This is a genomic window from Nocardia sp. Marseille-Q1738 (genome assembly GCF_965283145.1).
Map to the genome: position 1 here is coordinate 1194757 of NZ_CBDIMS010000001.1, position 15132 is coordinate 1209888.

Sequence of the window (15132 nt, forward strand, 5' to 3'; positions counted from 1 at the left end):
CACCAGTGGTGCCACTGCTCCGCGCGCCGTATGCGCGGAAAGCTCTAGAGGTAGGCCCCGGCGCGCGGATGTTCGCCACCTTCTGACGATTCCCCCCGCGCCGGGTGCCGATACCAACGCAGTCGAACACGGCAGGGGTGAAGTGGTGGGATTCAACTGGTCCTACCTTTCTGATGTACCCCGGTCGTCCGGAATGATCGGGTGTGCGAGCGGGGCAGGGATGGTTTTCAATTGGTTGCCCTGGGATGGCCACCGCCGCTGCGCCCCCTGTCCCGCTGCTTCTTCTCGACCGCTGATTAGAGAATGCGACGTCGAATCGCTATGGAGGGCCGAGACGGCGGGAAGTGGCTGCACAGGACAGGGATCGCTACTGGGAGAAGGGTGTGCCGTCTATGACTATTGCCGTGGGTATCGATATAGCGAAAGAGGTCCACTGGGCCGCTGTGAAGGTCGCCGAGACCGGGAAGCTGCTGGCCTCTCATAAGGTCGACAACACCGCGGCCGAGATCGCCGACCTGATCGATGAAATCCGTGGTGCGCAAAGCAAGCATGGTCCGGCGACAGTGGGGATCGACATCTTGGGTGGTATCGCCGGCCTGGTCGAGGCGATGCTGCTGGATGCGGAGATCTCGGTGGTACACGTGCCTGGGCTGGCGGTCAACAGGGCCCGGCGAGCCACCACCGGAGGTGAGAACAAGAGCGATCCCAAAGACGCCGCCGTGATCGCCGACCAGGTCCGCGTCCGTGACGACCTGCGCTCGGTCACCACTGGGCGCGAACCCGACATCGAACTGCGACTGCTGGTCGGTCGGCGCAGCGAGATCGTCGCCGATCAAACCCGCCGCGCGACCCGGTTGCGGGACATGCTGACCTCGATTCACCCCGGCCTCGAAAGCGTCGTGGACCCAACCACCAAGACCGGACTGCACCTGCTGACTCGCTACGTCACCCCCGCCGAGATCAGGGCCGCCGGGCATAACCGCCTGCTGGCACACCTGCGCAGAACAGGCAACGTCAAAGAGACCACCATCCAGGCACTGGCCACCGCCGCCATCACCGCCGCACAAGCCCAAACAATCGCTGTCCAAGGCGAATCCGTGGCCGCCGATCTGATCCGCGGCCTGGCCGCCGAAGCATTGAACGGACGTGAGCAACTCAAGACCATCGATGCACGTATCGAGGCGGTCTTGCGAGATCACCCTGACGCGGCCCTCATCCGCAGCCTGCCCGGGATGGGGGCCACGCTCACAGCAGAGTTCCTCGCCATCACCGGCGGTGTCGACAGGTTCGCCACCGGTGATCAGCTCGCCGCCGCAGCCGGACTGGCACCGGTACTCAAACAATCCGGCAAGGTCCGTTACCTGCAACGCGCCACCACTGGCGACAGAGTCCTCAAACGAGTCTTCTACCAATCAGCGTTCATCGCCGTCCGGCACGACAACGCCAGCAAAACCTATTACCAACGCAAAAGAGCCGAAGGCAAACTCCACCACCAAGCCGTCATCGCACTCGCTCGCCGACGCGTCAACGTCCTACACGCCATCCTCCGCAACCGCCAGCCCTACAAACCAGCAACCAACTCCACCACCGCCGCTTGACAAACGCATTAGAGAGCGGCGGGAAGCCGAGCCGGACGAAACGTCCCCGCAGGCGATCATCGACCGCGTACAGGCAGAATGGCGAGCAGAGCGCCGACGTGATCATCATTTGCGCGCCGAGTTGTCCACCGCTTTCGGCAACGCACAGCTATGGCCAACCGGCTGGCCGCACGAAGCGCCTGACCATCCGCTGAGCGTGTCCGAAGCGCACCGAACCATGCAAAGACATCGCGGATGCCGTGCCGACTCGTGTCCGCGTAAGGCAGCAGCACGGCAAACGCTGATCGACGCCGGGCGCATGGTGCCGGACGCCTCGCGGGAGTACTGAGCCAGTATGGGCAAGGTGAGCAAGTCATCTCCCTCGAGGTGAATGTGATGGTGGCGGAACGCCTCATCCCGTTGTCCCGGCAGAGACTCTGGGGCTAATGATCATTGGAATCCGGTGGAGGCTCCCAGCGAAGCGGCCGACCAGTATGAAATGCCGTAAACAGTTGGCAGACTTCCGCGCCCACGGTGCGCATGTTCTCGGCAATGGGAAAGTATGCAGGCGACCAGGTCTCGCTGCGGGTTCGGTGAGGTCACGGGCAAACACCAGATGGGGAACAACCCGTGCATGAGTGCATCTCCTGCTAGCATCGCGCCGAATCTCACTATGTCGGGGTTCACCACATGTCGAAAGTTGTTGAGATGTACGAACATAACGCGTTACTGCAAGCCAGCACGCGGACTCGTACGGGGGGTGCGCGATGACTGAGCTGATCGACTTCTCCGCCGCGTTGATCGAACCGCAAGCGATCAAGGATGCTGGATATGCCGGTGTCATCGGCTACTTCAGCGATTCCCGGCCGGGCACGAATTTCGGAGCGAAGCCGCTGCGGCGGGAATACTGCGACCGATTACGTGCCATCGGGCTCGAAATAGTGACCAATTACCAGTACGGCAAAGGTGACACGTCGGATTGGAAAGGGGGCTATGACGCAGGGGTGCATCATGCGCGAATCGCGCTGAACTACCATCTCGCGGCGGGCGGACCGGGCTTCCGACCGCTGTATGCCCCGGTTGACGCGAATCCCTCCCTGAACGAGTGGAATTCGCTGATCGCCCCGTTCTTACGGGGTTGGGCATCGGTGGTCGGCCTCGAGTGGACCGGCATGTACGGCAACGCGCGGTGCATCGACTGGGCGCTCGAGGACGGTGTCGCCACGTGGTTCTGGCAACACAACTGGTCCGGTGATCCTTCGATCAACGGGGATCATCCGGCCGCGCACATCCACCAGATCCGCATCGACAGCGACCGGGTCGGGGGCGTTGTGGTGGATGTCAACAAAGTTCTCGCCGACGACTACGGGCAGTGGTCGAAAGCGGCGAATCCTGATGAAGGGGGAACCATGAACAAGCCGGAGTACACCGAAATCGACCGTATGGGCAACTCCGCGTCCAGCCGTCACGGAGCGCGGATTACCAATTTCCTGCTACACACCCAGGAGGGCAACGGAACCGCGGAAAGCCTGGCGAACTACCTCAACAATCCGAACAATGGCGTGAGCTACCACTACACGGTCCGCGATCGCATCGTGGTCGACGTCGTCGACACCGACCTGGCGAGCTGGTCTGTGCTGGACGCGAATCCGTACACGATCAACCTATGCTTCGCAGGCAGCCGCGCCGCGTGGAGCCGAGACGATTGGTTGCGCATCCGCGACGATATCCGGATCGCGGCGTGGCTGGCGGTGCAGGACGCCAGGAAATACGGTTTCGACACCCATGTCATCGCGCCGCCATATGAACGACGTGAAGGGATCTCCGACCACAAGTACGTGACCGAAGTTCTCGGGTTCGGTACGCACACGGATGTCGGACCGAACTTCCCGTGGGACGTCTTCGCAGACGATGTGCGCGGCTTCGCCACAGGCGAACCGGGCGGCGGGTCGGAGCCGAACGCGATCAACGACAGCGCCGCCGCGAATCCATGGCTGGGCAGACGGATCACCGAAGGTGAAATCGCGACGCCTGACGGCGTCGGCCGGTTCGCCCAGTTCGAGCACGGCTACATCTACTGGCAGCCCGATACCGGCGCACACCCCATCCCGGAAACGCTGTGGGGGAAGTTCGAGGAATTGCGCTGGGAGGCTGGTCCGCTCGGCTACCCGGTCACCGACCGTACCGTTTTGCACGGGCCGGATGGGCAGCCGTCGGGCGAGGTGCAGGGTTTCCAGGGCGGCGCGCTCTACCGGCAGCAATCCAGCGAGCTCGCCTTCTGGGTGCACGGCGCGATCCGTGACCGCTGGAACCGCTCCGGCGCCGAGAAGGGGCCGCTGGGCTGGCCGAAGACCGACGAAATCCCCTGGGACACCGGCACGTACCAGGACTTCGAGCACGGCCGGATCTACTGGACCCCGAGCCAGACGCTGGCCACGGTCGCGATCGGCGGAGTCGATACTCCGCTGCACGACGTGGCGAGCTGACGAGGTTCATTCCGGGACGTTGGCGCCGTAGCCGAGGTCGCGCAGTGCCTGCTTGATCTTGGCCTGGGCCTCGTCCAGGGATTCGGGGCTCGGGTTCGGGTCGGCGCCGGAGATGTCGAAGTCACCCAGGGTGAAGGCCGGGAAGACGTGCACGTGCAAGTGCGGCACTTCCAAACCGGCGATCAGCAGACCGGCGCGCGGCGCGTCCCACGCCGCGCGCACGGCCTGGCCGATCTTCTGCGCGACGCCGGTCAGCCGGGCGAAGGTGTTGGTGTCGACGTCCTGCCACTGGTCGATTTCCTTGCGCGGCACGACCAACGTGTGGCCCGGGTTGATCGGGGCGATGGTGAGGAAGCCGACAAACTCGTCGTCCTCCCAGACGAATCGGCCCGGAAGCTGACCGGCGATGATCGCACTGAAGACAGAAGCCATGCTCCGCAGACTAGACCGGTCCGCATACCGCGGTGCGGCACCGGCGCGCTACACCGCGACGAAGTGCGACAGGATGCCCTGCACCTCGTAGATGTCCACCTGGCGGTTGAACCGCTTCAATAGCGGCTCGGGGGTGCCCGCGATCCAGATGGCCAGTTCGGCGTCCAGATCGAAGGTGCCCGCGGTCTCCACCGAGAAATGGGTGATCGCGCGGTAGGGGACGCTGTGGTAGCTCACCTTGCGGCCGGTGACGCCCTGCTTGTCGATCAGGATCAGGCGGCGGTTTGTGAACAGCATGGCGTCGCGGACCAGCAGGTATGCGGCGTAGACCTGTTCACCATTGCCGAGGAGCTTGGCATACTCCTGTTGCGCCTGACCCGGATCGATCCGGCCGGCATTCCCCATCAGTCCATCGATCAGCCCCATGGTACGCACATCCTTCAGGTGCTCCGATGCGGTCGGAACTGGGCGTGATCGCCCATATCCGTTGTCCCCATTCATCATCCCCCGCGCACGGACCGGCAGCGGCGAAGTCGGCAACCGGTTCGTTCAGGCGGCTGCTGCCTCGCCTTCGCTCGGCCCGGCGCGGGCCGCGGGCGGAATCGGTCCGGCTGGGTCTGCCTCAGCCTCGATCGGCCTGGCGTGGGCTGTTGACGGGCTGCGTCCGGCTTGGTCTGTCGTGCGGCTGCTCGTCCTCCCTCCGCCCGGCGCGGGGCCGCGGACGGACTGCGTCCAGCTGCGCCCATTAGTCTGTTGCCGTGCGTGTACTCGTCATCGGTTCCGGAGCCCGTGAACATGCCCTCGTCCTTGCCCTGCGCCGGGACCCCGCGGTGACCGCGCTGTTCGCCGCCCCCGGCAACGCGGGGATCGCCCAGCACGCGGAGGTCCGCCCGGTGGACCCGTGCGCCGCCGAAGACGTGGTCGCGCTGGCCACCGAGGTGGACGCCGACCTCGTGGTGGTCGGGCCCGAGGTTCCCCTCGTGCTGGGGGTCGCCGACGCGGTGCGCGCGGCGGGCATCGCCTGCTTCGGCCCGTCGGCCGCCGCCGCCAGGATCGAGGGATCCAAGGCGTTCGCCAAGGACGTGATGGCCGCGGCCGGCGTGCGTACCGCGCACAGCGAGGTCGTGGACAGCCCGGCCGAACTCGATGACGCACTCGACCGCTTCGGGCCCACCTGGGTGGTCAAGGACGACGGCCTGGCCGCGGGTAAGGGCGTCGTGGTGACCGCCGACCGCTCCGCCGCGCGCGACCACGGCGCGGAACTGCTCGAGCAGGGCCATCCGGTACTGCTGGAATCGTTCCTGGACGGGCCGGAAGTGTCGCTGTTCTGCCTGGTCGACGGCGAGACCGTGGTGCCGCTGCTGCCCGCGCAGGACCACAAGCGCGTCGGCGACGGCGATACCGGCCCGAACACCGGCGGCATGGGCGCCTACACGCCGCTGCCCTGGCTGCCCGACCAGACCGTCACGGCGATCGTCGAGGACGTGGTGAAACCCGTTGCCGCGGAACTGGTGCGGCGCGGCAGCGGATTCTCCGGCCTGCTCTACGCGGGCCTGGCGATCGGCAAGGACGGTCCCGCCGTGGTCGAATTCAATTGCCGCTTCGGCGATCCCGAGACGCAAGCGGTGCTCGCGCTGCTGGAAAGCCCGCTGGGCGAGCTGCTCAACGCCACCGCCACCGGCACGCTCGCGCAGGTCGCGCCGCCGCGCTGGCGCGATGGCTCCGCGATCACCGTGGTACTCGCCGCGGAGAACTACCCGGGCCGCCCGCGCATCGGCGACGCCATCTCCGGCGCGGGCGAGGGTGCGCTCGACGACACCGCCACGGTCCTGCACGCGGGAACCGCGCTGCGCGAAGACGGCGCGCTGGTCTCCGCGGGCGGCCGGGTGCTGAACGTGGTCGGGGTCGGCGCCGACCTGGTCGAGGCTCGGACGCGCGCCTACGACCGCATCGCCGCGATCAAGCTCCCCGGCAGCCACTACCGCACGGATATCGGCCTCGCCGCCGTAGAAGACCGAATCTCGGTCTGACCCGGCTCAGCCGTAGGTCAGTCCGCGGAGGGCCAGCCAGTGCAGTGGGTCTACGTGGCGCCCGCCGACGAGCACCTCGAAATGCAGGTGCGGGCCGGTGGAGTCGCCGCGGTTGCCCATGCGGGCGATCTGCATGCCGGCGGGTACGCGTTCGCCGACCGAGACGAAGAAGTCGTACATGTGCCCGTAGACGGTGATGCTGCCGTCGTCATGGCGGATCCGCACCCAGAGCCCGAAGCCTTGGGCTGGTCCCGCATCGATCACCGTGCCGTCGGCGACCGCGTAGATCGGAGTGCCGATCGGCGCCGCGATATCGATCCCGTTGTGGAAGGTGCCCCAGCGGGAACCGAACCCGGAGGTGAACACGCCGCGGGTGGGCAGAACGAAGCCGCCGGTGCCCGGCAGCATCGCCCCTGGCTGCACCGGCGCGCTTCCGGTCATCCACGGCTGACGCTCACCGGCCGTCGCGGCGGCGGCCTCGGCCTTGGCGCGTTCCAGGGTGGCGCGCGCGGCCGCGGCGACCACGGCCTGCTCGCGCAGCCGCTCCCCGTTGGCGATCGCGTTCAGCAACCGGCGCACCGACGGTGGGGTGCTCTGTACCTGCGGTGGATAGGCGACGGCGACGCGCTGGGCGCGATCCGGCGCCGGGGTGCGTTCGGTGACCGTCCCCGCGAACGACGTGTCGCTCGACGCGAACACCGCGGCCGCGGCGAGCCCGGCCAGTAACACCTTGTGCTCGCGTGCCAGCGCGAGCAGATCCTCGCCGCTGGGCCTGCCCCGCCACAGGGCACGGAGATCCGCTCTGCGTTTCCATCGGGTCCGGATCCGCAGCTCGGATCGGCGCGCCCACAGGACGCGCGAATCCAGTCTTCCGAACACCCGCCTCGCGGGACGTTTCGGCGGGCGCGCACGCCAGTTACGCGGAATGACCCCGATGCCACCCACTCCGCGTACTCGGTCGAGCCGGTCTCGTCGAGCTTTCTCGAGCATTACGCAGACCATAACCGCGACCGAGCCCGCTGGTGCTCTACCGTCTGTCGAGTGTCCAGAGAATCTCGCCGGTCGACCATTCCACCTTTCTACGTGATGGATGTCTGGAAAGCCGCCGCGGAACGCGCCAGAACACACGGCGACGTGCTCGTCCTCGCCGCGGGGCAGCCGTCGACACCGGCGCCCGCGCCGGTGCTGCGCGCGACGAGACTGGCGATCGAGTCGGAATTGCTCGGTTACACCGAGACTTTCGGCATCCTGGCGCTGCGTGAAGCGATCGCCGAACACCATCGCGAGACCTACGGCTATCAGGTCGACCCGGACGACGTGGTGGTGACGACAGGCTCGTCCGGCGCCTTCTCACTGATCTTCCTCGCCGCCTTCGATCCCGGCGACACGGTCGTGGTCGCGCGCCCGGGCTATCCGGCCTATCGCAACACGCTTGCCGCGCTCGGTTGCCGCGTGCTGGAGCTGGACTGCGGAGCCCAGACCCGATTCCAGCCCACCGTCGCGATGCTGGACGCTCTGCCGGAACCGCCTGCGGGTCTGATCGTGGCCAGTCCCGCCAATCCCACCGGAACCATGATCGCCCCCGCCGAACTCGCCGCGCTGGCCCGCTGGTGCGAGGAGCACGGCACGCTGCTGATCTCCGACGAGATCTACCACGGCATCACCTACGACAACTCCAGCGCCGACAGCGCGACCTCGTCGGCTTGGGAGACTTCGCGGGAATCGGTGGTGATCGGCTCGGTCTCCAAGTACTTCTCCATGACGGGCTGGCGGCTCGGCTGGATGCTGGTGCCGAGCGGATTGCGGCCCGCACTGCAACGACTGGCTTCGAACCTGACCGTCTGCCCGCCCGCCATCTCGCAGTACGCGGCCATGTACGCGTTCGGCGCGGAAGCCAAGGAGGAACTCGACGGGCACGTCCGGCGGTACGCGGTGAACCGACGGCTGCTGCTGGACGGCCTGCCGAAGCTGGGCATCACCGACCTCGCCCCCGCCGACGGCGCCTTCTACGCCTATGCCGACATCGGCCACCTCACCGACGACTCTCGGGCATGGTGTGCGGACGTGCTGAACCACACCGGGGTCGCGCTCGCGCCAGGAGTCGATTTCGACACCGTCAACGGGCACCACACGGTGCGATTCTCGTTCGCCGGAGCCACGGCGGACATCGAGGCGGCGCTGCTGCGTCTAGGGCACTATCTCGCTCGCTGAACTCACTGTCGTGCAACAACTTTCCGCAGTTCGGCACCATGACCGCGCGGATGCGGTAAAACAACGATGGCTGCTTTTCCTCGCTGATTTCCCCTGGAAGAACTGATGACGACTGGCACGATGGCACGGTGATCACCGCGACGACCCCGAAAGGCGAACGGCGTCGCCAGGCCCTGGTAGCCGCCGCCGCCCAGTTGCTGCTCGAAGGTGGATTCGAAGCGGTGCGGCATCGTTCGGTCGCGACCCGCGCTGATCTGCCGCTGGCGTCGACCACCTACTATTTCGAATCCCTGGACGATCTGATCGCGCGGGCGGTCGAGTTCAGCGGCAACGCCGAGCTGGACGCGATGCGCAGGCGGATCGGGGAGGTGAGCCACCGCCGCCGCGGCGCGGAGGCCACCGTCGATCTGGTGCTCGACCTGCTGGTCGGGTCCGATGGCGCCGACGAGGTCGCGCGCGGGCAGCTGATCGCCCGCTACGAGCGTTCGGTCGCCTCGGCGCGGCACCCGGAGTTACGGGAGGTCCAGTTACGGTTGCGCGCCCAGCTGGACGAGCTGCTGGCCGACGTGCTGCGCCGATCCGATCGGATGGTGCGGCCGGAGCAGCTGCGCAGGCTGGTCGCGGTGGTGGACGGAGCGGTGGTCGCGGCGCTCACCGAGATGGACCCCGAACCGCGGCGGATGGCTCGCGGCGCGCTGCTGGAAGTGATCGACATCGTCGCGCCCCCGGCGCGAGCGTCCGGGGCGGAGACGGCGGCCGCCGCGTCGGGCACGGCGCGAGCATCCGGCCCGGAAACGGGAGCCTGGGTATCCGCGGAGGGCTCCGCTCGGGTCGCGTCGAGCACGCCGCGACCGCCCGGCCCCGAGGGCTACCTGCCCTCGGAGAGCGGGCGCGCCGGATCGGGCACCATGCCCGGGCAGGTCGATCGTTTCCGCGCACTAGACTGACGCCACGTGAGCGAGCGAACCATCAGCACAGCGCCCCAGGGCACGACGGAGCCGAGCGTCAGCGAGGCGCAGTCGTGAGGGAGCGAAGCGAGCGAACCATCAACGCAGCGCCCCAGGGCACGACGGAGCCGAGCGTCAGCGAGGCGCAGTCGTGAGCGTCGTCCCGAACGTCCTCGCCACCCGCTACGCCAGCCATGAACTGGTGCACCTGTGGTCGCCGGAGCACAAGATCGTGCTCGAGCGCCGGCTGTGGCTGGAGGTGTTGCGCGCGCAGGCGGAGCTGGGCGTCGACGTGCCCGAGGGAGTCATCGCGGATTACGAGCGGGTGCTCGACGAGGTCGATCTCGCGTCGATCGCCGAACGCGAGCGGGTCACCCGGCACGACGTGAAGGCCCGCATCGAGGAATTCAACGCGCTGGCCGGGCATGAGCACGTGCACAAGGGCATGACCAGCCGGGATCTCACCGAGAACGTCGAGCAGCTACAGATCCGGCTGTCGCTGGAGCATGTGCACGCGCATGGTGTGGCGATCGCCGCGCGGCTGGCCGAGCGCGCCGCCGAGTATCAGACGCTGGTGATGGCCGGCCGTTCGCACAATGTCGCCGCGCAGGCCACCACGCTGGGCAAGCGGTTCGCTTCCGCCGCCGACGAACTGCTGATCGCGCTCACCAGGCTGCGCGAGCTGATCGACCGCTACCCGCTGCGCGGCATCAAAGGCCCGATGGGCACCGCGCAGGACATGCTCGACCTGCTCGGCGGCGACCCGGCCAAGCTCGCCCGGCTGGAGCAGCAGGTGGCCAGGCATCTCGGCTTCGCGACCGTATTCACCAGCGTCGGCCAGGTCTACCCGCGCTCGCTGGACCACGACGTGCTCTCCGCGCTGGTTCAGGTCGGTGCGGGCCCGTCCTCGTTCGCGCACACCATCCGGTTGATGGCCGGGCACGAGCTGGTCACCGAGGGTTTCCAGCCCGGGCAGGTGGGCAGCTCCGCGATGCCGCACAAGATGAACACCCGCTCCTGCGAACGGGTCAACGGTCTGCAGGTGGTGCTGCGCGGTTACGCCTCGATGGCGGCCGAGCTGGCGGGCGCGCAGTGGAACGAAGGCGACGTGTTCTGCTCGGTGGTTCGCCGCGTCGCGCTGCCGGACGCGTTCTTCGCCGTCGACGGGATGATGGAGACCTTCCTCACCGTCTTGGCCGAGTTCGGCGCCTACCCGGCCGTCGTCGCCCGCGAACTGGACCGCTACCTGCCTTTCCTGGCCACCACCCGCATCCTGATGGCCGCGGTCCGCGCCGGAGTCGGCCGCGAGACCGCGCACGAGGTCATCAAGGAACACGCGGTCGCGGTAGCGCTGGCGATGCGGGAGCAGGGCCGCGAACCCGACCTCTTGGACCGCCTCGCCGCCGACGAGCGCCTCCCGCTCGATCGCGCCGCTCTCACCGAGGCGCTGGCCGACAAGTCCGCCTTCGTCGGCGCCGCCGAAGCGCAGGTAGCCGACGTCATCGGCCAGGTGCAGAAACTGGTCGACCGCTACCCGGACGCGGCCCGCTACACACCGTCACCGATCTTGTAACCGCGGCGCTGCCGAGACAGCCGGGTATCTCTCCGATAGCGCGAAACCCGGCTGCCCACCGTCCGGTGAAGAGCCGGGTTCACTTCTGCCAGGAGCTGAACGAACGGTACCCGAGGCCGTGGCCTGTGGGTACGGAATTGTGTTGCGGCTTCGCGGCGCACGAGCACATAAGCTGCGGATCGTGAATCCGTACACGATTTTCGCCGATATCGTTGCCGGGCGGGCACCGTCGAGCAAGGTCTACGAGGACGATGATGTGCTGGCGTTCATGGACATTCGGCCGATGACGCCGGGGCATCTGCTGGTGGTGCCGAAGGTGGCGGCGCGCAGTCTGGCGGAACTGGATCCGGTGATCGGGGGGAAGCTGTTCCAGGTGGGGCAGCGGCTCGCGGCGGCGCTGCGGGCCAGCGAGGTGGGGTGTGACGGCGTCAATTTCTTTCTGGCCGATGGGGTGACGGCAGGGCAGGAAGTCTTTCACGTCCACCTGCACGTCATCCCGCGCACGCCGGGCGACGGATTCGGGCTGCGAGGTCGCCCGACCAGCCCGCCGCGGGCCGACCTGGACTACCTCGCATCTTCAATTCGCGGCGCACTCGGGGACTGAGGTCCACGAGTGGCACACCGCTGCGGCAACAGCCGAGAAGGGGCCTGCGTGGTGTGCCACTCGTCGCCACTTGGCCGGAGATGGCGGCGGCGGGCGGCGCGGAGTCCGGACAGTAGGGTGGACGCCATGGCTCTCGACAGCGGAACGATCTCCGAACCCGGCAGCGGCGCTCCGGTCGTGGCGGCGCCGATCGCCAAGACGATCCCCACCGAGCGGGTGCACCACGGCGACGTGTTCGTCGACGAGTACGAGTGGCTGCGGGACAAAGAGAACCCCGACGTCATCGCCTATCTGGAGGCGGAGAACGCCTACACCGAGGCGCAGACCGCCCACTTGGCCACGCTGCGCGAGACGATCTTCGACGAGATCAAGGCGCGCACCCAGGAGACCGACCTGTCGGTGCCGACCCGGTTGGGCGACTACTGGTACTACTCGCGCAGCTTCGAAGGCAAGCAGTACGGCGTGCACTGCCGGTGCCCGATCGCCGCCGACGCGGAAGGCATCGACGCCTGGACGCCGCCGGTACTGGACGCGGAGACCGAGGTCGCGGGCGAAGAGGTGCTGCTCGACAGCAACGAGCTGGCCGAGGGCCACGATTTCTTCGCGCTGGGCGCGTTCTCGATCAGCCATGACGGCACGCTGCTGGCCTACTCGGTGGACAACGTCGGCGACGAGCGCTACGTGCTGCGGTTCAAGGACCTCCGCACCGGTGAGCTGCTCGGCGACGAGATCGCGGGCACCGCGCCCGGCGCGACGTGGTCGCTGGACGGCAGCCACGTCTTCTATCAAACCGTCGACGAGTCGTGGCGGCCCGACACGGTGTGGCGGCACCGGCTCGGCAGCACCGAACCCGACGTCAAGGTGTTCCATGAGCCCGACGAGCGCTATTGGGTGAGCATCGGCGCGAGCCGCTCGGAAAAGTACCTGATGATCTGGGTCGGCTCGAAGATCACCAGCGAGGGCTGGGTGCTGGAATCGGACGATCCCGAGGGCGAGTTCCGCGTCCTGCTGCCCCGCCGCGAGGGCGTCGAGTACTCCGCCGAGCACGCGGTGGTCGGCGGCGCGGATCGTTTCCTGATCCTGCACAACGACGTGGTGGACGGGGTCAAGGCGGAGAACTTCGTGCTGGCCGAGGCGCCGGTGGACGATCCGTCGAACCTGACGCCACTGATCGGTCATCGCGATGACGTGCGGCTCGAGGACATCGACGCGTTCCACGACCACCTGGTGCTCAGCTACCGGCGCGAGGCGCTCACCCGGCTCGCGGTGTGGCCGCTGACCGAAACGGGCTACGGCCAACGCCGCGAACTCGACTTCGACCTGGAACTCTTCGCGGTCGGCGTCGGTTCCAACCCGGAGTGGGCGCAACCCACCCTGCGCATCGGGCTGACCTCGTTCATCACGCCCATGCAGGTGTTCGACTACGTCCCGGCCACCGGTGAGCTGCTGCTGCGCAAGGAGCAGCCGGTGCTCGGCGGCTACGACGCGAACGACTATGAACAGCAACGCGATTGGGCGGTCGCCGAGGACGGCACCCGGATTCCGATCTCGCTGGTACGGAAGAAGGACGCCGCCGACGACGGGCCGAAGCCGCTGTTGCTGTACGGCTACGGCTCCTATGAGGCGAGCATCGACCCGTCGTTCTCGGTCGCCCGTCTCTCGCTATTGGACCGCGGCATGGTCTTCGCGGTCGCGCACGTGCGCGGCGGCGGCGAGATGGGCAGGCTGTGGTACGAGCACGGCAAGACGCTCACCAAGAAGAACACCTTCACCGACTTCGTTTCCTGCGCACGGCACCTGATCGATACCGGCGTCACCGCGGCGGACCGGATGATCGCGGACGGGGGTAGCGCGGGCGGCCTGCTGGTCGGCGCGGTGGCGAACCTGGCGCCGGAACTGTTCGCGGGCATCCTGGCCAACGTGCCGTTCGTCGATCCGCTCACCTCCATCCTCGATCCGTCGCTTCCGCTGACCGTCATCGAGTGGGACGAGTGGGGCAACCCGCTGGCGGACAAGGACGTCTACGAATACATGAAGTCCTACGCCCCGTACGAGAACGTCGAGGCCAAGGACTATCCGGCGATCCTGGCCATCACCAGCCTGAACGACACCAGGGTGCTCTACGTCGAACCGGCGAAGTGGATCGCCAAGCTGCGGGCCACCGCGACCGGCGACGCGCCGCTGTTGCTCAAGACGGAGATGACCGCGGGCCACGGCGGGGTCAGCGGGCGCTACGAGAAGTGGCGGGAAGTGGCCTTCGAACACGCGTGGGTGCTCGATACGCTCGGTCTCGCCGACGCGTAGGCCGGTCGTAGGCGGCCGGTGCCATCCGGTGGCCGGGCGGTAGCGGCGGCGCGCCGACGCCGGGGTGTCCGCTCGGCACAGCCTTGACGGACTGTTCGCCGCGTGGTCATACGGGCTGCACGTCGAGGACATGTGCGGCTGGCACCGTAGGTTCATGAACGCTGAGCTGGTCGTATCGATTTCCGGGATCAGGGACACCACCCGGGACACGGCGATTGGATTCGCCGAGGAGATGGATCGGCGCGGCGTACCGCTCTCACTGCTGGTCGCACCGCGGCTGAAGGGCAAGTACCGGCTACTCGATGATCCGGCGACCCAGGCATGGCTGCGCGGTCGCCGGGCCCGCGGCGATGCCATCGTGCTGCACGGCTACGACCAGGCCGCTACCAAGCGGCGGCGCGCCGAGTTCGCCGCGCTGCCCAAGCACGAGGCTCGGTTGCGGTTGACCGCCGCCGACCGGGTGATGGAACAGGTCGACTTGCGCACCCGGCTGTTCGCCGCTCCGCGCTGGGACGCCTCGACGGGCGCGCTCGACGCGCTGCCGGAGGTCGGTTTCCGGCTCGCGCTCGGCCTCACGTCGATCATCGACCTGGAGCGCAACATGGCGCAGAAGTCCCGGGTCTACGGCATCGGTGAGGGTTTCCGCGCGGAGCCGTGGTGGTGCCGCGCTCTGGTGATGGGCGCCGCCCGCACCGCCCGCCGCGGCGGGGTGATCCGGCTCGCCGTGTCCGCGGCGCAGTTGGAGCGTTCCGGACCGCGCCAGGCCATGCTCGACGCCGTCGACCTCGCGCTGTTCCACGGCGCGGTCGGCGAGACCTACCGCTGGGAGCCGTTCCCGGTCGCCCGAGCCGCATGAATGACGCCGCGGCGCGGCGGTGGCGGGGCTTTCTGACCACGTCGGCCGCCGCCGCACCGCGGCCGGTCGGCACCGCTCCGCGCGGCCGATCGGCGCCGCCGCCCGCGAATGG

11 protein-coding genes and 1 pseudogene are annotated in these 15132 nt (G+C 67.8%); 9 read left to right on the top strand and 3 right to left on the bottom strand.

Annotated features, from left to right (window positions below; all coding sequences use genetic code 11):
* The first annotated feature begins 392 nt into the window (after positions 1-392).
* Together ACWPXK_RS05495 and ACWPXK_RS05500 are read left to right on the top strand one after the other, a co-directional pair.
* Positions 393-1598 carry an IS110 family transposase gene (locus tag ACWPXK_RS05495; RefSeq protein WP_454194879.1) on the top strand — a complete coding sequence of 402 codons (1206 nt, stop codon included), beginning with the start codon at positions 393-395 and terminating at the stop codon, positions 1596-1598.
* Between the two features lie 746 nt (positions 1599-2344).
* Positions 2345-4063, top strand: coding sequence for a glycoside hydrolase domain-containing protein (locus ACWPXK_RS05500; RefSeq protein ID WP_454194880.1), 1719 nt, complete (start codon positions 2345-2347; stop codon positions 4061-4063).
* Positions 4064-4069: 6 nt separating this feature from the next.
* On the opposite strand, the gene ACWPXK_RS05505 is transcribed toward ACWPXK_RS05500, so the two are convergent.
* Both ACWPXK_RS05505 and ACWPXK_RS05510 read right to left on the bottom strand, forming a co-directional pair.
* Positions 4070-4495, bottom strand: coding sequence for an HIT family protein (locus ACWPXK_RS05505; protein ID WP_454194881.1), 426 nt, complete (start codon positions 4493-4495; stop codon positions 4070-4072).
* 48 nt (positions 4496-4543) lie between these two features.
* Positions 4544-4921 carry a PH domain-containing protein gene (locus tag ACWPXK_RS05510; RefSeq protein WP_040773644.1) on the bottom strand — a complete coding sequence of 126 codons (378 nt, stop codon included), beginning with the start codon at positions 4919-4921 and terminating at the stop codon, positions 4544-4546.
* A 332-nt stretch (positions 4922-5253) separates the two neighbouring features.
* Between ACWPXK_RS05510 and purD the strand changes: the two genes are divergently transcribed.
* Entirely contained in the window at positions 5254-6525 is a 1272-nt protein-coding gene (gene purD / locus ACWPXK_RS05515) for a phosphoribosylamine--glycine ligase (protein WP_454194882.1), read from the top strand.
* Positions 6526-6531: 6 nt separating this feature from the next.
* Here the strand turns inward: purD and ACWPXK_RS05520 are convergent, their stop codons facing one another.
* Complete coding sequence (locus ACWPXK_RS05520) at positions 6532-7515, bottom strand: M23 family metallopeptidase (protein ID WP_454194883.1); 984 nt, start codon at positions 7513-7515, stop codon at positions 6532-6534.
* A gap of 51 nt (positions 7516-7566) precedes the next feature.
* Between ACWPXK_RS05520 and ACWPXK_RS05525 the strand changes: the two genes are divergently transcribed.
* The 6 genes and pseudogenes from ACWPXK_RS05525 (at position 7567) to ACWPXK_RS05550 (ending at position 15020) form a co-directional block, all read left to right on the top strand.
* Positions 7567-8736, top strand: a complete 1170-nt coding sequence (locus tag ACWPXK_RS05525; protein ID WP_454194885.1) for a pyridoxal phosphate-dependent aminotransferase — start codon at positions 7567-7569, stop codon at positions 8734-8736.
* A gap of 128 nt (positions 8737-8864) precedes the next feature.
* Positions 8865-9461: pseudogene (locus ACWPXK_RS05530) on the top strand (TetR/AcrR family transcriptional regulator); the annotation flags it as partial.
* A 373-nt stretch (positions 9462-9834) separates the two neighbouring features.
* Positions 9835-11256: an adenylosuccinate lyase gene (purB, locus tag ACWPXK_RS05535; protein WP_454194886.1), complete on the top strand. Its 1422-nt coding sequence runs from the start codon at positions 9835-9837 to the stop codon at positions 11254-11256.
* A 181-nt stretch (positions 11257-11437) separates the two neighbouring features.
* Positions 11438-11860, top strand: coding sequence for an HIT family protein (locus tag ACWPXK_RS05540; protein ID WP_454194887.1), 423 nt, complete (start codon positions 11438-11440; stop codon positions 11858-11860).
* A gap of 126 nt (positions 11861-11986) precedes the next feature.
* Entirely contained in the window at positions 11987-14164 is a 2178-nt protein-coding gene (locus ACWPXK_RS05545) for a S9 family peptidase (RefSeq protein ID WP_454194888.1), read from the top strand.
* Between the two features lie 154 nt (positions 14165-14318).
* Positions 14319-15020: a DUF2334 domain-containing protein gene (locus tag ACWPXK_RS05550; protein WP_454194889.1), complete on the top strand. Its 702-nt coding sequence runs from the start codon at positions 14319-14321 to the stop codon at positions 15018-15020.
* Positions 15021-15132: the final 112 nt, after the last annotated feature.